This window comes from Niastella vici, from assembly GCF_002077945.1.
Taxonomy (GTDB): Bacteria; Bacteroidota; Bacteroidia; order Chitinophagales; family Chitinophagaceae; genus Niastella; species Niastella vici.
Genome location: NZ_LVYD01000092.1, coordinates 1 through 19,080, shown reverse-complemented (window position 1 = coordinate 19,080; position 19,080 = coordinate 1). Strand labels below are relative to the sequence as shown.

The following is a 19,080-nucleotide window of genomic DNA, read 5'->3' as shown; positions in this document are numbered from 1 at the left end:
CCTGGGTCAACATGACAAGAATTTACACCTGTAGCAATATGGCTATCGAATAAGCCCAAGAAATACTCTCTAAAATCACTCATAAGACTGACCAATAATTATAAATAGGAAACTGAGTTGAGAAGACACGTAAGGCAGCCTAAAGGTTAGAACTTATTCTGAATTATAAAAGGGTGTTTTTCACGGTATTTTCCATGGCTTTTAATTGATTTAAATCAATTTTTAGAAAAAAAAGTCCATTAAACATGTTTAACAAGGATTGTCTCATATGCGCCAAGGTCCCATTGCTGGCGAACTTTTCCAGACGGAATATGTGCGGTCGTTATATCTTTAGGAAAATCAGCTATTTAATTTTTCAGTCGAGTTTTTGGTCGATTCAATGAGCTGGAGAGGCTTATTCTTACATGGGTTTGTTCAGGTAGACTAATGGGGTAAAGGTAGGTGTAAATTATTTGCTTTAATAGAAATTTGTGATTCTGGACATTTACAAAAAAAGTCGTTGGGCTTATTCCAATTTTTCAACAAATAAATCAAAAGGAAAAAATAGAACATCAAATAAAAATGTTGAGTTGCTTTTTCTATCTGCGAAATTAGATTCGACTAGTTGCAATTTCTTTTTCGTTGCACCATAATAAGTAGAATCTACTTTAAACATAACTCCAATATCATTAGCGTCGAATCTTATAGTACTTTCTATAGTACTTGTTTTAATAATTTTATTTATTTCATTTGAATCCGTATATGATAATTCATATAATTTTAAATAGTCTGTAAGTATATTGAAGTATTCACGATTACTTTCAAATTTTGAAGAATCTTTCATTTTCATTGTTTCGGCAAGTAGCAAAGAAAATTTAGAATTTAAATCATTTCTAAAGGAGTCCAAAAACGGAAATGAAAATTCCTTTATTTCATAGCTGACATCAGCTTTTTTATTCACAGCATTCCTTTTCATACCATTAGGATTGCTTAATGAATCAATAATTTTCATTGTAGATTCAAGCTTCTTTATTTCTGTTTTCAGAAACGATAATCTAAATTCACTATTTACAAATTGCGTTTTAGACAAGGAAATAGATGAATCATATTGAATTTGGGCTAAAACAAAGTAATGTCGGTCATCAAAAAGTAACGGCGAGTATAGCCCTTTGGATTCAAACAATGAATATTCAGTATTGGGTGATATTATAGATAACTTTGAAAACATTCTTCCGGTTTTATCGAGCCTTTCCATTGAAAACGCCAAAAGAGAAATGGTTAGTAGAAAAAAAAGATAATTGACCAATATCCATATTGCTTTTTTCCAAAATGCGATATTTATTATTGATGGGAAAGTAATGATAAGGGCTATCCATATTAGCCATATGAAATTATCTGTAATTAAATATAGTGACTCTTCCGTTACTGACTGTGCTAGTAAGAATAGTAAAATAAAAATCGGAATAAATTGTAGTTTAATAATAATAAATAATCGAAATAAATTCTTCCAGTTATAACGCTTCTTAAAAACTCTAGTAAAAATAAGAAAGGGAATAATAAAAAATAAGAATGGGATTACAGTTAGAGCAATATCCAAAATTGCAATCGGAACTGCCAATGTTATTTCTTTTACTATAAAATAAATAAAAATGCAATAATAAATTAAATGAAGAATAACAAGATTATAACTTTCTTTTCTATCTGAAATAGATTTTCTCCAAACTTTTAAAGGGCTTGTATACAGTGCAGAATAATTTCGCAAGTGGGTACCGACCTCGTTTAAGGATAATCTTGAAAAAATGTCTTCTAGTAAACTCATATAGATACGAAATGAAATAAATTATTTGGCAAAGCTAGTTACCTTTCTTACAAAGTAAAATCTTCTAAATAAAGATTTAATCTTATAAACCTGTTTAGAAGATTAAAAACTATATTTGAAACGGCTCAAAATGTTTCCGTGCTTAAACGACTTGCAACGCCCTCCCTTTTTCCTCCGTTTTAACAACAACATGATCGTTTAATAATTTATACAAATAACTTCTGCATTTTGCATGGAACTCATTAAGTTTTTGTTCAATTATAATAGACTGCTCTGATATCGTTTCACAATACTCAGTATAAAAAGCAATTTTTTGATTACTTATATCGAAAATCCTTTTCAGCAATTCATCGTTATTTGGACAGTTTTTTGCCACAAATTCCAATTCAATATTTTTTGCCCTTACCTTAGTAAGATAAATATTTGTCATTCGCCACTCAAGTAATATCATTACTCTCAATACCTGAACCGAATGAAATAAATCAGGATCTCCGATAAAAAGCTTAAAATTTGCCTCACTACTTAAACATGCATTTTTATTTTGTTCAAATTTCCTTATATATTCATCAATTGCCTCATTATTTGCGTCATCTATATATCCAAAGTTTATATCCAGAACAAAATTTTTAAGTAAAAATAATTTTTCGTTAAAATCAATAATTGCTTCTCTTTCTATCGATGTTAAGTCATTCTGCACAACATTTAAAAACTGTAGTTTTGCTTTCAGCTGCTCTGTTGACTCTGTAAAAATAAATTTTTCCTTTTCAGCTAATTGTGTCAATTCAGGAACGTCTTCTTTCATTGCCAGATTTTTACCTTTTTCATTAAGGTAACTTGGTAATAATTTTTTAAATTTTCGATATAATACATATAATAATATACAAGGAATTATACTTTGTAATAAACCTCCAATAATCTGTTTCATCTAAATATGATTTTGACTTCTATGCAATTTTATTTGTATAAACGCGATGTTTTGATACTTTAAGAATAAAGTATTGATGTCTAAAGAAGGTAGAACCCGATCTTAACTCTTCTTTATATCTGATTTAAAATAACCTCTAATGACTGGGCTTCTGCTTTGACTAATGGAATTAAAGTCAGCATACTTTGTTCAAACAAATGTAATTTCCCTGTACGCACATCTAACAATGAATAATTACAATCTTGTTCTTGCAAAACTTCTTTCATAAGAGCTAACACGCTAGACACTCTGTCTTTAGTTGGTTTCTCGGCTTTTAAATAAAGCTTTATCAGATATTTCCTATCATCCCATTGCAACGCTACTTCAGGGTTAATTGGTATTTTTAAATTTCCCTGAAACCAATTTTTTCGAGGAGGTTCAAACCAAGTCACATTTTTATTTCCCATAAACTTTTTATAACCACTCTCCATTTCTCTATAATTATTTTCTTTTCTTATTGGTAACATTCCAAATAATTCATAAAGCTGTTTTTTATCAAGCTTCTTTCGATGTAGTTCAACTACTGATTCTCTGAAACATTTATAATAGTCTTTTGCTGGACTATATGGTTCATCTAATTGATTCTTTATTTTTTTAGCGCACGTCATTTTAGGGATACCAGACTTTGCTACAAAATCTATAAATGAAGTTAATGGAACTTCAATTTTACCATTTTTCATGTGCGATTTATTTGGGTAATAGTAATAATCATCTTCCTTATTAAAACTTTATTTCAATGAAAAGCCATCCATGCTTTGAATTAGAATGAAATTACCTGCGCCTTTTAGAGCCGTCAAATAATCGACCAGACATAATAATATTTCGACTTATTGCATTCCAAAGAACACAATTGCCTGAAGATTTAATAGAAAAGGGAGATCAATTAATTAGCTGGATACAATGCATCAATGTGATAGGACAAGGGGAATAATTTGGGTAGGATTGAATTATTTAAGTGTGTTATGCAGACCATGAACTACAACAAGTAATCTATATATCTGTCGCAACAATGTTAGATTTATTACAAGAGGGATTTAAAAATTCTAAAGTAATTATGCCGTATAAACCGAAATAAACGCTACTAATTAATCAAAGCTTACCTTCTGTAACGCTAACACTAATCATTGCCTTTTAAAATGTAACTCGCAAAACAGAGCGAGTTACATACACAATTTTTCAGATTAGCAATATACACAGATTTCAGAATATTTGTAGGTTAATTTCAACCGCTTTTCAGAATTTGTCAAATTTCCAAATGTACTCTAAGTTTTATAACTTTAAGTAAAACAGGAAATATGCGAAGAGTGAATTTGAGGAGAATGGCATCCTTCATAACCCACGAGGACACATTAGATATTAACACAATAAGAACGGTATTTATAGCTGAACATGAGAAATACCTTCAGTTGTATCCTGCCTGGAATCACAAGGCTACCCGAAGGTCTGTAATTGCAAGTTATTGGTTCAGAGAGGCTTTGAAGCATTTTAGCCTGATCATGGGAGTTGCACTTATTTTTACTATCCCTCAATGTAGCAGCTGGCTTACTTTATTTGCCTCCGTTTTATTTGCCGGCATACCTGCCTTATTTAGCCTTACGGTATTTATTTACTTTCCAAGCTTCTTTTGGAGCTTTTTGCCTAAGCTCGAGGCTATTACTGGTGAACAGGAAAAATTAGCGGCACATGCACAAGAAGCAACAAAGTGTAAACGCAGCCAGTTTCAGGCACCGACGCTAATAATCATATATTACGTCAATTGTAAAATTAGCAGTACACCGTTGTTACCGGCCAATGATTCATCAGCCGAGCTCCTTAACAAACTCTATGGCTCGAACAAAGACAAACTAAAACAGAATCTTTCCAGGCTATATAAAATACCCAGTCTTTCTGCCAAGGAGCGGGCTGAGATGTTAAAGGGAGTTGAAAATGCTAGAGACTTTTTTAAAGATTCGGGGAATATCAATATTTCCAAAATTCTGCATGAACTTGAATTGAAATTGAATCGGTGACTCTCTGAAAATTAAACATAGTAATCAACTCTGCCATCCGGTGTTCTGGTAAATGTTACTTCATGTTTCTTTTCGAATTCATTGGCACATTCCTGGCAGCATAACCAGCCCATATTGGGTATAGGTACATTGCCCATTTTATAACATTCTTCCGCACTTGGCTCCATTCCAACATCATTTAGTTCAGCTATTACCTTTTCACAATTCTGACATTTCACAAATTCTTTGTTAGCTTCCATATATTCAACCTACGCATTTGATGAGTTTAGCCAAATATACCCCTAAAAGCAACATTTATTCAATTCTTAAGTATACTTAGCTTTTTCCCGCCTACCTGTTAACGTATGTTGCAGCCCTAAAACAGATATGTGTATGAAAGATTTTATGCAGAACGAAAACAAGGTTACCGGTATGCGGTATCAAAACAAGTCGCTTTACAAACAGCGCGGACAAATAATCCCATCACCGTTATTTATCAGTGCTTTAGCATTTACCCCACTTTTTTCTTTACGAGCCTCGCCACACACTCTGGTATTTCCCCTTTTCCTTAAAGCATCTTTACTTTATTAATCACCATTAAACCAGTAATGTGTATGAAAGAACTATCCCAAAATGGAAACACGCCCATGTTGTTTCCCTACGAGCCGACTGCATACTGGCAAAACATCCGGCAAATCATCCGGGAAGAAGTAGCCAAGATAGAAAAGGAAATCCCGAAAGGGAATGTATTGGAAACGCCCGGACTAACCTACAAACCTCTTTTAAAGATCACGGAGTTGTGTACTCTGTTCCAGGTCACCAAACCCACCATTTATAGTTGGATCAAAGCCGGGAAACTGAAACCGGTAAAAGTAAGGTCGCGTGTGTATTTCCTGTTCCAGGACGTTCAAAAGCTTATGAGCTCAGAACCCCAGGACATGGATACTTAAGTCTTTCTTTTCACCAGCCCTTATTGAAATGGCATTTATAACATTTAAACTTAATTCTTATGGCCGAATTCAAAAGGCAAACATTCCAGCTAAGCACCGGAAAACACATCAGGTTACATGGAAATAGCTTCTTTATTAACCGGTCACTCGAGATCGGTGAAGGCTTTGTTCCAAATATCTTTTCCTTATTCGAGGAGCAATCTGACGGGAAAACCTCTCGCACCGTTTCCAACCCGCACAAATTAACTTCTGAGGAATTGGCCGAGCTGGCGGATTACAATATCAGGCTGTGGCTGGATCTAAAAGATAGCATCCGGAGTAGTGGCATAAATAACCCAAAAGTTTTCAGCCGGGAATCTATTCGCGGAGCCGACGGTAATTCAGCTGATCCTACCCCAAAATACAAACGGGAAAAACCTAATTCTACCAAAGAATCTTAAAACTCAAGTATGAAACAGTTATCGTGTGAACAGGCAAAGCAGATTGATATGGTCGATTACCTGTCTTCATTAAACCATCACCCGCAAAAGGTGCATAACCAGGATTATTGGTATCTGTCACCATTACGTCAGGAGCAAACAGCATCATTTAAAGTAAATAGAAGGCTCAATGTATGGTTCGATTTCGGTATAGGTAAGGGCGGTGACATTATTGATCTTAGTACCATGTACCACAATTGTACAACCAGCGAAGCGCTTAGAAAGCTATCAGATTTTCAAAATCAACCAGTCCTTTCTTTTCACCCGCTCACTGTCTTTGGCGGGTCCGCGGTTTCGTCCCTCCGCTTTGCTGGTGAAAAGAAAGAGCCGACAGACTCAAAAATTGTGGTACAGGCCACCCGCCCTTTGTCAGCAAATAACCTGATAGGTTACTTGGAAAAAAGGCAAATCCCACTGGGAATTGCCAGCAAATATTGCCAGGAAGTTGACTTTCTTCTTTATGGAAGACAGCATACCGTAATTGGCTTCCTCAATAATTCCGGAGGTTATGAACTTAGAAGCGATACTTTTAAAGGCAGCAGTTCGCCCAAAGACACTACTTTCATTGACAACAAAACGGAACAGATCGCCGTATTTGAAGGTTTCTTTTCCTTCCTTTCATTTTGCACTATTAATGGAAGCCAGGCGGCTCCCTTAACCAATTCCCTGATCTTAAACTCCCTTTCATTTGTCGATAAAAGCCGTGATCTAATGGAAAAGCATCTGCGTGTTCATTTGTTATTAGATCGGGATATGCCGGGTAAAAATTATACCCAAAAAGCGTTGAATTGGGACCGCGACAAGTACATAGACAGAAGCGAATTTTACGGCGCCCATAAAGACCTAAACGATTGGCTGGTTCATGACCGTAATAGCCAGCAACAATACCAGCGACATGGAAGGAAGCTATAACTCCCCAACTTCAGAGCAATGATTTAACCATAGTAAAAGACCTGCCAACCAGGGGGAAGACTGCTCGGCTTTTATGGCGAGCGGTGTGTTTGTAGAACAAAAATTGCCTGATGGCCAAACACGCGCTCGCTTTTTGCTCCCGTTGGTCGCAAAAAGAAATACAAAAGACAATCAAAATTGAAGAGTATGAAGCAAGAGGAAAAGAAGAAAAAATCTGCCGGAAGACCGGCTAAAAATGTTAAAAAGGAGATCAATGCCAGTGTACGCTTTAGCCGTTCCGAGTATTTTATTGTAAAAGAAAAAGCTGCCAATTGTGGTTTTTCAGTTTCAAATTATATCCGCAGGGCCTCTATTTATTCTACTATAACACCCCGTTTAACAGAAGAAGAACAGCATTTTGCCAGGCAATTAGTTGGCATGACCAACAATATGAATCAAATGGCAAAGGCATGTCATCGGGAAGGGTTATTCCAAACCATGATCTTTTTTGAAAACTACCGCCAGCAATTAAATGAGATCATTAAAAAATTAAAACCATGATCAGTAAAGTAGTTCCTGCCGATTCAGTTTATCATACCTGCCGGTACATCTGCAATAAACCTGGATCAGAAGTGTTGGCAACCGACGGCGTGCGAGAGTTTGATTACAAGCTGATGGCAGAAGATTTTATCCGCCAGCAGCAACTACGACCAGGAAAGCAAAAAGCGTTTTTCCACGGAATATTAAGTTTTCACCCATCGGAAAAACCATCCGATGAAACATTAACAACGATTGCCGGGCAGTACCTGGAGCGATTGGGAATTGTAAATACCCAGTATTCAATTGTAAAACACACCGATAAATCACATTTGCACCTGCACGTTGTGGCCAACATGGTTGATAATAACGGCAATGTCATAAAGGATAATTTCACAGGATTACGGGGTAAAAAAGTAGCTCAACAACTGACGCAGGAATACAAATTAATACCGGCTATAAAAAAGGACCTTGCGCTTACCAACCTGGAAAACATGAACGAGCATGAGGTTGCCCGGTATAAAATGTATATGGCCATTTCAGGGAACTTGCCGCATTGTAATTCATTAAATGAACTCGTAGCCAGGCTGAAACATCAGGGTATTGACACACAATTTAAATACAAAGGACAGACACAAGAGATCCAAGGCGTAAGTTTTAAAACAGGCAACTATTCATTTAAAGGCAGCCAGGTAGACCGCAAATTTTCCTTCACGGGATTGCAGAAAACGTTAGCACAAGGTATTAAAGAAGATGTTGAAAAAGTGATGGAAGCAAAAGAAGAATCGAGCCAACCTCAGGATGCCGGGCAGGTTTTCCGAAAAATTCATTCTTTGTCAAAACGCAACTCTCAAAAGACTGACCCGGATATTGCAGGATCGGAAAAGGCTGGTGAGGTTCTTAAACAAATGAATAAAATATTTGAGGATCTTCTCAAACCTGAATCTACCGAAGAACATCTCCCATATGAATTTACCCATGAAGGATACCTCCGAAAGAAAAGAAAACAATCGCACAGGCATAAAAGATAATCCTTAGAACTATTAAAAATATGAATATGACTGAACAGAATAGAGAAATGGCTACTCCTTTTACAGAGGTGGTAACAAATAAAATACAAAAACAGGCAGAACAAATAACCGTGATGCAGGAAAAATTAAAATCGACTGAAGAGACGCGGCAGGACATCATTGACATAAAAAAGCAACTAACCGATATCAAAGTCGCCATTACTGGTATAAATTTCCTTCTAAACAAATGGCGGAATTATCAGGGAATCTGGCAACTGGTGTTGCCTTATTAAAACAGCCTGTGGAAAATAAAGTGATACATCACCACCATGTTCCTAAAATCGTTTGGGTGTCTGCAATATTATTTGTTGTGCTATGCCTGGTATGTAGTGGCTGGTATAGTACCGTTCAAAAATTGGATCAATACCAGACCAACGATCTTAAATACCGGTACCTTAAACTAAAAGCCAATCCAGCTTTACATCGGATACTTGTTTTAACAGATAGTTTATGCCAGAACCAGCTAGATTTTGACAAAACAGTTTTGCAAGGAGAAGACTCCGTTCGGAATTTGATCCAACGATTAGTGGATGCTAAGGAACGGGAGGTGAGTGATTTAAAAAGGAAGATGAAATAAAAAAGTTCCGGTTAGAAATTCCGGGCATTAGGAATAAACTCCCTTATAAATCATGGCTTAGGATAATTTAATAAAAGCAGCTATAATTAAAATGATGAATATTGCTATTGCAAAATATATCAACTTAATAATGGTTGACAAGGATAAACCGAAGAATTCTTTCTGTATAAGTTTTCTGTGTTTTAGGACCAGAAGTGAATACCCCAGTAATAAAATGGCAATCGAATATTCAATGATTTCGGCAATTTGTGTTTCCATGGAATAGATTGTAAATACTAAAAAAAACAATAGTAAGGAATCAAACAGGAACCTCAAAATGAAAAAAAAGCCCCAGTGTAGACACATCGGGACTTTATGATTATGGCACTGATTAGTATTTTAACCTGACAGACACCCTTCAATTCAATTTAAACCCGCCGATAGACATCGACGGGTTTCCACAACTGTAGGCTGCTCAATAAGCATGGCTTATGACGGGAGGGATGAACTATTAAAATGTTTTTAAGGATTTTCTACTGTCCAATTAATGGAAAGCTTATGTTCTTGCTGAATCAGACGCTCAGCAGATTTAATTAAACATAATACATTGCAATAGATGCAATATATGTGGTACGGGCCATAAATGTTTTCAGGCAATGATGCTGGATAAGTAATACCTGCTAGAAACCAATCCTCTGTCTCCCTCATAATATAATCTATTGAAAATATTCTAAAAAAATCAACGATCACTTGTTTGGGGTTAGCAATTTGTTCTTTACTTAATAAATTGATTTCGTAAGCGTAGACATTTTCTTTCTTATCGACACTTTTTATATTGCGCAAATTGAGGATATATAATGCTTCCACCAATAAAAGTAGTTGGTCGTAGAAGAAGACTAATGGCAGACGATTTCCCCAATCATCATATGCACAGAGATCAGAAGACAGTCCTATAATCAGCAAATAATTTAATTCTTCACTAATAAATAAATCTTCCCCTGGCTTAAAAACCTCCTTAAGTACATAAAGGGGATCGTCATCTATGTATTCAATAAGACGCTTTCGTTTAGCTAACATCGCTTTTTTCAAATTCTCTTCAGAAAAGTCCCCTGTAAGTTTCATAGTTTTTGAATTTATACGGTTAAAGTCTGGCAGCTGCATTTATAAGACATAAAACATTCCGGTATGTATATAATACCTGCAACTCGCTCATGTTATCAGGGTAATCCCCAGCATAACAAATTCCAGCTTCCAACCAGTCATTTAATTCCCGGATTATGTATACCATCGGAAACTTTTCGAAGAATCCGGTTATAACCTGCATCGGGTTGGCAATCTGATCCTTGCTTAGTAGTCTGGGTTTATCAGTTTCTACCATTTCATTTTTTACCTTTTTATCCCTATTCTGGTTATAAATAATAAAAAGGGCTTCGACAAATACCAGTAATGGATCATGGAATGAAAGCAACTGTCTACGTTGCTCCCCATCATCATACATAGAGCTGTCAGCAGACAAAGCAACATGCAGCCAGTCACGCAATTGATCTCGAAGAAAAGCCAGTGATTCACATCTGAAAACCTCACTAATTACATACATAGGAGCTTCATCGACGTATTCCAGAAGTTGCTTTGGCTTATTGAATACTTCTTCATTGTCTGAGTTTTCCGCGGCAAGCCTGATAGCTGCGGTATCTGAGTTAGAATGTTCAGGTGTTTGAATAGCTTGGGTATGTTCTGGCTGGCAGCTTTTTTTCAATAGCCGTTTCTCTATGTTACGCCGGTGTTTATGCAATTTTCTTTTCATTACATATGCAGCCTCGATGATTCCCTCAATTTTTTCATAGAAATAAAGATGATTATCACGGTCAAGCGCATCATTTGATATGCTCTGATGGCTGGAAATAACGGTGGTAAGCCATTGCCATAACATTTGCCGAACGTCATTTAAATGATAGCATTCAAAAAAGTCATCTAATACCGGCAATGGATCTCGTTTTTGTTCTTTAGAGAGGCGTAACGGTTGATTGTGCCAATGGGGATGATTGTTGTGGGTTTTGCCAGAAAAGGATATCCCAGGACGGGCATTGGTTAATGGCTCATTCATGTGAGAAGTTTTTAGATTACATGATATGGTTTGATGAGCCCCGGGAAGGTAGGTTTGAGCACGAATTAAAACGTGCTAAAAGAGAATATAAAAAAGGGTTGATGCCTACCGCCCCTGCCACACAGGCCCTGAGAAGCCCCCTACCACATGGTAGGCAAATGCGAAGGAGCAAAATAGGCCCAACCCTATATTGTAAATATAGAGATTGGGCTTCACTTACTCTCGCATTTGTTGAATTTCTCAGGTTCGTGTGGCGAGACTCGTGAATAAAACCTCTTTTAATAGAGGTAGTTTCCAATTATACACTAAGATAGACAAAATTTTCCGATTTGGTCGAATTCGACCAAATAATTTTCCCCAAATGTGTCCATCTTTCTTTTTTAAGAAACACTATGGATACAAAAACTAAAGAACAAATCAGAAAACAGTTCGGAGAATACCTTCAGCGGCACCGTGAGAATGTGTTAAAAATAAAGAGTGTTCGGGAATTGTCGTTTACTTCTAATATTGACAATAGTAAGCTAAGTAAAATTGAGAAAGGCCAGGTAAATTTTGGGTTTGATAATTTATTGGAAATTGCTTTAGCTTATAAGCTTACTACTAAGGAAATTTTAGGTTTTTCGATAAAATCACTAAAAGACCAAGAAGATTGATCCACCTCTATTTGTATCCAATTTAACGTCTAAATATTAATTGTAACTTGTCAATCTTTCATGAAATCATTTTTTAAGCAATTCCTTTTGAAAATTAGTAGTACAAAACACGATACTCAAAAATTAGAAAAATGTCCCAATTCGGTTTATTGTGATTATCAGACTATATGTCTGCAGCAGCCACATTTAAAAATTAGAGGAATATGGAAGCTTGATGGAAACTACTTCATAGTTTGCCCTGGTTTAAGAAAGGAAAGTTTGACTATGGATGGCGAACTATTCTCTGAATGGTTCCAAAAAAATAAAATTTTAACTAGCCCAACACTCATATCTGCCTATATTCCCAAAAGAGCCACTCAAGTTCGACCTTTAAACCAAATAGAAATAGCTGATCTCGCTGGGTCTCCCCGAAACCTAACTTTTTTTTATTATGATCTACTATTAAATCTTCCTAAGCTTTTTCCAAAATTTAAACTCCAAGATCAAAACGGATTAGTTACTGTTATTACAGAAAAAGAACTTTCGAATACAGAGATTGAGCAATTCAAAGAAGTACTTACAAAACTTAATGAAAGAATAAATATAGAGTTTCAAGTCAATGCCTCGCTTGAAAAATTTGAACAGCGTTTAATAGAACAACCTATTCTACTTAAACCCTCAAAAACAATATTCAGTCGACACCCGGAACTTCGCAGGATATGTGAAGAAGATGAAGACTTTTGGATGAGCCAAAAATATCAATTGTTACAGTCGAATCCTAACAGCAAAGACTTTATGAAAGATGGTTGGTTAAATGCGACCTCGAGTTGTCTTGTGTCTGAATACGCACATCCTTCAGATATCCGTAATTATCTAACTTTATATAATACAGTTTTTCTTAGAATGCCAATATTAGAGCATCATAATTCATATATGAAGTCGCTCGGCTGTACAATGGACGAATTACTTAAATTATGCCATATTGGAAGAATTAAATTAGTCTTAGATCAACCCCTAGATCGGTATTCGCCTGAAGTATGGTCTGCACTTACCATGTTAAATTGCAATCAATTTATATTAAGTCGAAGGTTGGCAGCGGTAGTTGTGACTGACCTGCGCCATAGGATGCCACTACTATATCCACCATTCGATATTGAGACAAAGTATGAGCTACTTCATGGATTATATACATTTCTTAAAAACAAACCTGAAACACAGGAAGTCACAAGTCTAATAAAAATACTGTGCCTGGTGTGGGGAGATTATTTTGAAAGTATACAAAGATTAGGTAGTCATGGTCTTAATCAATCTGGAGTGTTCCATATTTTGAACTATATGTTTTCTAAGCATAATAAAGATTATGGTGTAGAAATTATGGATACAAGCCCGTCCGTAAGTTACGCTGCTGCATTCGGGGCAAACTTAATTTCCCGAAATATGTACAATGATGCTCCATTAGCAGAGCTGATTGCAAACATGTATTCAGGTATACCAAAAGACTTTGTACCTGGGAATCAATTATTTTCTAATACAGCAGTAGAAGAAATAATGGTAATTTCAAAAGACGTTCCCTTAACCGAATTTGCCTCTAGTTTCCACAGTGGCGATATTGACCGTTTTCGAAAGATGATTTATGACCTAACAAAACATATAAAAAATGAAAATGAACTACCGGAATTAGTCCAGCGATTCAATAATGAAGTAAAAGCTTATGCTTATTATAAAGACGCAAAAGAAGCGTTTGACATTAGAGGATTTTTAATAGACAGTTCTACAGCTGTTGCACAAACAAGCATTCCTTTGGCTGCGTATTTTATCGGTAGACTGGTGGCTGTTTTGAATAGGATTGGAGCAAGAAACAAATCAATTCGTCAAATGTTGGATTATTTAGATTCAATAGCAGCTAGTACTGTTCCAGATGCGGTATTGGTTGCCAGAATGAGAAGGCAACTTACAGAAAACTGGAGCAAGTCAAGATTTGGCTATGACTAACTTGTTCAAGGATGAATTAAGGTGATTTATTGTTCTTAGGTAATATTATTATTTTTGAATTAAAAATTTACTTTCTTTAAATATTTCTATTTTATAAAGATTTACTCCATAACGCCTTCGCTATCATGTCATTTGTACAAATACCTTTCAAGTACTAAATTGCACTCCTTTCATTTTTTTTTATTAACTAAATTTAGTAAATTAATTTCGTCGATTCTTGGATAGAAACATTACTTCATGAGCAATTATAACAACTTTATTACTGCAACATTAAAAGGGATAAAAAGCAAAGAGAATAAGGACGAATACCTCGTAATAGATGAAAATTCATACAATATTTTTGCCGTTTTTGATGGCGTAAGTAGTGCTATGAATGGGAAAGACGCTGCAATAAAAGCTAAAAGTTTTATTAAAGCCAATTACAGAACATATTTATATCCAGATGTAGATATTAAAACTTTTATGTACGATTTAAATCAATATTTGGTTACCTCTGATTTAAATGAGCCCTATACTACTTATTGCTTAGTCTATAATAACAAAACGAATAACTCAATATTATATTCATGGCTTGGCGATTCAAGAGTTTATATTATTACAAGTCAATACATTGAAGCAATTACGAAAGATGATAGCTATAAAGAGAATGTATTGTCCAAATACTTGGGAAATCCAGATTTGTTAATCGATGATTTTAGACAACATGAGAGAGAAATAGATCATAATCACATACTACTTTGCACAGATGGATTTTATCGATTATTGGAAATTGACCCTTTGACATTTTTTGACAACTTTCACAAAAAATCAATATCCTCAATTGAGCACAGTATAAATTCTTTAGTAGAAGGGAAAAACTTTGACGACTCAACTTATATTTTTATCAAATAATAGATATGTTTATTACTGAAAAAGAGTTGGTAAATGTCTTGAAAACTAACTATGTTTCAATTTGTCATTGGGATACAAATAAATTTAATACTCAAATATCAGAAGAAGTCGATTTAGGATTTGGCGTTGCAGATCTGGTTATCTCAAAATTATGTCACCAAAGAAAAAAAACGTCAGTTTCTCTAGGCTATTTTGATGTAATGGTATATCGAATTGTCGAGACAAAAAAGAAAATATCATTTGAAGCTTTAAAAGATATCACAAAAACTAACTCCACCGCAATTAACCGTTCTTTAAATAAATTGATTCAAGAAAGTTACATAGACAAATGTGACACATTTATAAAATTAAATAGAATTTATAAGGGGGTTAGCCTTTCAAATATTGCAATTGAAGCAAAGTTAAAAAACTGGCGACGAGCATTACACCAAGCATTTAAATATAAATGGTTTGCAGAAAAGTCATTTGTAGTTTTAGATTCCCAAAATTCTCAGCCAGCTATTAAAAACATAGGAGAATTTAAAAAATTAAATGTTGGTTTAGCAGAAATCGCTACAGATGGACGTCTTTCAATTCACTATAAGCCTCAAAAGGAATCCCCAATTAATCCTGCAATGTGGATGTTATTAAATGAAACTTTACGTAAGGATGTTTTTAGATGAAAGGAATGATTTCCAGGTAGCAAGATGATAGTTCCTGCTTTCATCGTCAAAAAATATTTTCATATCATTGAGCTTTCCATAGGCAGCAATGGCAGAATCTATTTTATCAATCATATACTGTTTCCGTGCTGCTAAATCTTCAACTGAAGCAATCTCTTTCAATAAACGTTCAATTGACAAAAGGTAATTCTTATGAACTTCTGGCTTTTGATTGCTCCATGGATATCCTAAAATAAGAATTGCATCTGAAAAAATATTACGCTCGTTTCTTATAAGATCAAGCCCCTTATTAATACGAATAAGATCAAGCCACGGTGCCTTAATAAAATTCAACAATTTCTCACTAAAATACCAACCCTTGGATGGCCCCCCATCCTCGTTTTCGGTAAATCTTTTGATGCTGAAGTTCCGCAGGTTTTCATACGTTCCAATCGTTATATAATCAATGTCTGTTAATGAAAGAAAAATTAGAGCATCCCAGTTTGCATAAGAATATATTGTGGTAAACTTTTGCTTTTTTAAAACGTGTAATATTGTGGTAAGATTATTAAGATATTTAAAATCAGTACTAACTTTTTGACGAGTATCTGGCTTTGACTCACATAAGATATAATATCCGTCAAATACAATACTAAGGTCTGTTAAATAAAATAGTAGCTTGTCAACTTTTTCAGCATCAATAATTGTATGGTTAGTAATAGGTATTGTCATATAATACTTAACCCCTTCTACTTTATTCTTACTTAACCATCTATTGATCGTTTTAATCATCCCTACAAATTGCTCAAGATTATCATTTTCATAATAATTCGGAATGATAACATTCTTCAAACCAAGCGATTCTATTTGAAACTTAACTCCCTGCCTAATTAGGTTCTCAATCCATACATTCGTTTGTGAACCATCATCTGGAGCTTTTGCAGGATGAAATGAATACGTCTGCAACTTTCCTTTCTTAATATTTTTAGCATCCTTTTTGGCAAAAAATTGAAGATCGAAATAGGCATTATTCAGTATTTCACTTGTAGAATATCCGCTTATTTTATCCCTATTAAAATATCCATCTTCAAAATTATAAGCACAAATCACAAACCCATCACCTATGGAATTTTGATAGTATGCATCCAGATTCCATTTAATTAAATGTCCAGCTAAATGTAGAACTTTCATATTAGAGTAATGCAATTAAATCTTCAACTAATCTAGGACGTTGAGCAACACTGAATCTCATGCTTTCCCGAATAAATTTTTCCAGTGTACATGCTTTATCTATTTCGTAAGTTTCATCGCCACTTTTAAATTTTACGTCTATCACATCTATTTTATCTCCAAATGGCATAGTGTTATGGTATAAATAATATGCAATGACTCCTAAACTAAAAAAATCAGTTCTATATGAAATCATTTCCTTTTTACCCGCATATTGCTCTGGCGATGCCCATTTCCATGTTAATGGTTGAAATCCAGTTGCAGTAATTGAGACTCCATCCAGGTCTCGTGCAATGCCAAAATCAAGCACTACTGGAGAAGTGTCTGGCTGAATCATAATATTCTCAGGTTTAAGGTCTCTATGTACATATTTACTTTTCCAGATTGGGGTCATTATATCGCAAATACCTAAAAGTAATTTTCGAATTTTACCTGCATCACCCGTATAAGAGGAAATAATGTCTGACAATGGATCTCCTTCAACGTATTCCTCAAAAACTAGTAGCTCACCATGATATTCTTCGATTTTAGAAATAACTGGCAAACCAGGATTGCCTTTAAATTTTGCATAAATATCCATTTCACGTTGAAATCGTTCATCCTTACCACCTGCGTAAATTTTCATCACTTGCTTAATGCCGTCAATGATAGGAAAATGGACAACTTTCTGCCCTCCTTTTATTTCCGGCCGAAAAAACTTTTCTATCTTATAATGGACCAAAAAGTCCCTATCAAATCTCGTAATACCCATAGATTAAGGGAAGAGGAAAATGTTAAAAATAGCAACTGCTCATCATCTTACTTTTAAAGATGAGGCAAGGCGAATTATACAGGGGGGCATCGATTAAATCAGGCCTCTAGGATGCCATCTCATTTTTGGTTGGAATCAATTCAAAGATAATATATATCGGTCAATAAACTAATAACACCTCACACATTACAAATCACTATAATGTATTATTTAAACTTCTCCCTCAACCCCTTCATATCCTCCCCAATCTTCTTATCTAAAATCTTCGCATAATGCTGAGTTGTCCGCAGGTTCCGGTGGCCCAGCATCTTTGATACAGTTTCAATAGGTACCCCGTTAGTGAGCGTCACAGTAGTGGCAAACGTATGCCGTGCAATGTGATAGGTAAGAGTTTTATTAATTCCACACACATCGGCTATTTCCTTCAGATATGCATTCATTTTTTGGTTGCTGTTTATAGGCAGCACCACATCATTGCCCTGGCATTGCGGATGGTCTTTGTACCGGTCAATGATGGTAAGGGCAGCGGGCAATAATGGAATCCGGGCGGAAATATCTGTTTTCTGCCTCCGGCTCACCAGCCATTGTTCGCCATCAACGCCGATGATGATCTCGGAGCGTTTAAGCTTCTTTACATCGGCGTAGGCTAATCCGGTATAACAACTGAACAGGAAAATATCACGTACCACCCTGAGCCGGTCGGTGGGGAATTGCTGGGCGACCAGGGTTTGCAGTTCTGTTTCTGTGAGCGCTATGCGTTCCACCTCCCGCAAGGTCATTTTGAAATTGGCAAACGGGTCCTTTAAAAGCCAGCCATGCCGTACACACCGGTTGATCACCTTCCGGAAATTGGTCAGGTACTTGATGGTGGAATTGTGATTACACTTCCGTACACTCTTTATCCAGAACTCGTACTCGCTTATAAATTCATAATCCAGCTTACTAATATCGATATCGTCTACTTTATACTTCCATTGCAAAAAGGACAGCGTATGGCGGTAGGCTGTTTCAAACCGTTCCAAAGTACCGGGTGCATATTCCAGACCTACCAACTCCGCCATCTGATCGTTATGCTTTTTAAACACTTCCATCAACATGTACTTATGCGTCTGGATCTCCTTTCCGAAAAAAACGGTTTTGACATTCTCGGCAGTTACCGGGTGGCCATGATGAAGTAATTGCTGCCGGGCCTCAAACACTTTTCGCTGTATCAGGTCGAGGTAAGAATTGAGCGACTTTACCGCCTCCGTCTTTCCATCGGCCCGACCGGCATCGCCATTCCATTTAGCCGGATCGCATTTCCGCTTTGTGCTGATATCACAGCCAACGCCATCCACCGTAATGTGCAGATAAATAAAATGCTCAACAGCTTTGCTGCTTTTGGACTTCTTAATGAAGAAAAACAAACCGAAACTCTTTTCCATAATGACGCTGCATTTAATGGTTTAAAATTACCCCTGCGGGGGCAGTTAAAAATTGAGTTCAGTTCTTATAAAGTGTTAATAAACAGCGTCGTATGTAAAATTCATTGCGTCTTTATAAAATTAGGTATGACGCAACGGATGACGCCGGAAAACGGGATCAAGTGAAAAAGTTGGGGGATTGT

At 35.7% G+C, this 19,080-nt stretch carries 21 protein-coding genes; 12 read left to right on the top strand and 9 right to left on the bottom strand.

The genetic code is table 11. The features are described 5' to 3' along the window. Positions 1-505: 505 nt before the first annotated feature. The 3 genes from A3860_RS34440 to A3860_RS34430 all read right to left on the bottom strand — a co-directional run bounded on the left by A3860_RS34440 (position 506) and on the right by A3860_RS34430 (position 3,442). Positions 506-1,798 carry a hypothetical protein gene (locus A3860_RS34440; protein WP_081155147.1) on the bottom strand — a complete coding sequence of 431 codons (1,293 nt, stop codon included), beginning with the start codon at positions 1,796-1,798 and terminating at the stop codon, positions 506-508. Between the two features lie 142 nt (positions 1,799-1,940). Continuing rightward, positions 1,941-2,723, bottom strand: a complete 783-nt coding sequence (locus tag A3860_RS34435; protein ID WP_081155146.1) for a hypothetical protein — start codon at positions 2,721-2,723, stop codon at positions 1,941-1,943. A 113-nt stretch (positions 2,724-2,836) separates the two neighbouring features. Further along, the gene (locus tag A3860_RS34430; protein WP_081155145.1) at positions 2,837-3,442 is read right to left on the bottom strand and encodes a hypothetical protein; all 606 of its coding nucleotides are present in this window, start codon (positions 3,440-3,442) and stop codon (positions 2,837-2,839) included. A 615-nt stretch (positions 3,443-4,057) separates the two neighbouring features. Here A3860_RS34430 and A3860_RS34425 point away from each other — a divergent pair. Further along, on the top strand, positions 4,058-4,771 hold the full coding sequence (locus A3860_RS34425) for a hypothetical protein (protein ID WP_081155144.1): 714 nt from the start codon (positions 4,058-4,060) through the stop codon (positions 4,769-4,771). Between the two features lie 11 nt (positions 4,772-4,782). On the opposite strand, the gene A3860_RS34420 is transcribed toward A3860_RS34425, so the two are convergent. Then, positions 4,783-5,010, bottom strand: a complete 228-nt coding sequence (locus A3860_RS34420) for a hypothetical protein (protein WP_081155143.1) — start codon at positions 5,008-5,010, stop codon at positions 4,783-4,785. A gap of 354 nt (positions 5,011-5,364) precedes the next feature. Between A3860_RS34420 and A3860_RS34410 the strand changes: the two genes are divergently transcribed. From A3860_RS34410 to A3860_RS41370, 7 genes are all read left to right on the top strand, one after another. Continuing rightward, positions 5,365-5,700 (top strand): helix-turn-helix domain-containing protein, encoded by a 336-nt coding sequence (locus A3860_RS34410; protein ID WP_081155141.1) that lies wholly within the window; start codon positions 5,365-5,367, stop codon positions 5,698-5,700. A 59-nt stretch (positions 5,701-5,759) separates the two neighbouring features. Next, positions 5,760-6,140 carry a hypothetical protein gene (locus A3860_RS34405; RefSeq protein ID WP_081155140.1) on the top strand — a complete coding sequence of 127 codons (381 nt, stop codon included), beginning with the start codon at positions 5,760-5,762 and terminating at the stop codon, positions 6,138-6,140. Positions 6,141-6,149: 9 nt separating this feature from the next. After that, on the top strand, positions 6,150-7,091 hold the full coding sequence (locus A3860_RS34400; protein ID WP_081155139.1) for a CHC2 zinc finger domain-containing protein: 942 nt from the start codon (positions 6,150-6,152) through the stop codon (positions 7,089-7,091). A gap of 186 nt (positions 7,092-7,277) precedes the next feature. Further along, on the top strand, positions 7,278-7,631 hold the full coding sequence (locus A3860_RS34395; RefSeq protein ID WP_081155138.1) for a plasmid mobilization protein: 354 nt from the start codon (positions 7,278-7,280) through the stop codon (positions 7,629-7,631). Beyond that, positions 7,628-8,638 (top strand): relaxase/mobilization nuclease domain-containing protein, encoded by a 1,011-nt coding sequence (locus A3860_RS34390; RefSeq protein WP_081155137.1) that lies wholly within the window; start codon positions 7,628-7,630, stop codon positions 8,636-8,638. Before A3860_RS34395 ends, A3860_RS34390 begins: the two co-directional genes overlap by 4 nt. Before the next feature lie 26 nt (positions 8,639-8,664). Beyond that, complete coding sequence (locus A3860_RS34385) at positions 8,665-8,910, top strand: hypothetical protein (RefSeq protein WP_081155136.1); 246 nt, start codon at positions 8,665-8,667, stop codon at positions 8,908-8,910. Continuing rightward, complete coding sequence (locus A3860_RS41370) at positions 8,865-9,254, top strand: hypothetical protein (protein WP_158085452.1); 390 nt, start codon at positions 8,865-8,867, stop codon at positions 9,252-9,254. Before A3860_RS34385 ends, A3860_RS41370 begins: the two co-directional genes overlap by 46 nt. A 501-nt stretch (positions 9,255-9,755) precedes the next feature. Here A3860_RS41370 and A3860_RS34370 read toward each other — a convergent pair. After that, positions 9,756-10,355 (bottom strand): hypothetical protein, encoded by a 600-nt coding sequence (locus tag A3860_RS34370; protein WP_081155133.1) that lies wholly within the window; start codon positions 10,353-10,355, stop codon positions 9,756-9,758. A gap of 19 nt (positions 10,356-10,374) precedes the next feature. Next, positions 10,375-11,337 (bottom strand): hypothetical protein, encoded by a 963-nt coding sequence (locus tag A3860_RS34365; RefSeq protein ID WP_081155132.1) that lies wholly within the window; start codon positions 11,335-11,337, stop codon positions 10,375-10,377. A gap of 392 nt (positions 11,338-11,729) precedes the next feature. Between A3860_RS34365 and A3860_RS34355 the strand changes: the two genes are divergently transcribed. The 4 genes from A3860_RS34355 to A3860_RS34340 all read left to right on the top strand — a co-directional run bounded on the left by A3860_RS34355 (position 11,730) and on the right by A3860_RS34340 (position 15,514). Then, complete coding sequence (locus A3860_RS34355; protein ID WP_143774411.1) at positions 11,730-11,990, top strand: helix-turn-helix domain-containing protein; 261 nt, start codon at positions 11,730-11,732, stop codon at positions 11,988-11,990. Positions 11,991-12,050: 60 nt separating this feature from the next. Beyond that, positions 12,051-13,961 (top strand): hypothetical protein, encoded by a 1,911-nt coding sequence (locus A3860_RS34350; protein WP_081155129.1) that lies wholly within the window; start codon positions 12,051-12,053, stop codon positions 13,959-13,961. 237 nt (positions 13,962-14,198) lie between these two features. Continuing rightward, positions 14,199-14,852: a PP2C family protein-serine/threonine phosphatase gene (locus A3860_RS34345; RefSeq protein ID WP_081155128.1), complete on the top strand. Its 654-nt coding sequence runs from the start codon at positions 14,199-14,201 to the stop codon at positions 14,850-14,852. 5 nt (positions 14,853-14,857) lie between these two features. Then, positions 14,858-15,514, top strand: coding sequence for a hypothetical protein (locus A3860_RS34340; RefSeq protein WP_081155127.1), 657 nt, complete (start codon positions 14,858-14,860; stop codon positions 15,512-15,514). Here the strand turns inward: A3860_RS34340 and A3860_RS34335 are convergent. The 3 genes from A3860_RS34335 to A3860_RS34325 form a co-directional block, all read right to left on the bottom strand. Then, on the bottom strand, positions 15,491-16,684 hold the full coding sequence (locus tag A3860_RS34335) for a hypothetical protein (RefSeq protein ID WP_081155126.1): 1,194 nt from the start codon (positions 16,682-16,684) through the stop codon (positions 15,491-15,493). The two genes, A3860_RS34340 and A3860_RS34335, sit on opposite strands and share 24 nt — an antisense overlap. Before the next feature lies 1 nt (position 16,685). Continuing rightward, positions 16,686-17,474 carry a serine/threonine protein kinase gene (locus A3860_RS34330; protein ID WP_081155125.1) on the bottom strand — a complete coding sequence of 263 codons (789 nt, stop codon included), beginning with the start codon at positions 17,472-17,474 and terminating at the stop codon, positions 16,686-16,688. A gap of 206 nt (positions 17,475-17,680) precedes the next feature. Further along, the gene (locus A3860_RS34325; RefSeq protein WP_081155124.1) at positions 17,681-18,898 is read right to left on the bottom strand and encodes a site-specific integrase; all 1,218 of its coding nucleotides are present in this window, start codon (positions 18,896-18,898) and stop codon (positions 17,681-17,683) included. Positions 18,899-19,080: the final 182 nt, after the last annotated feature.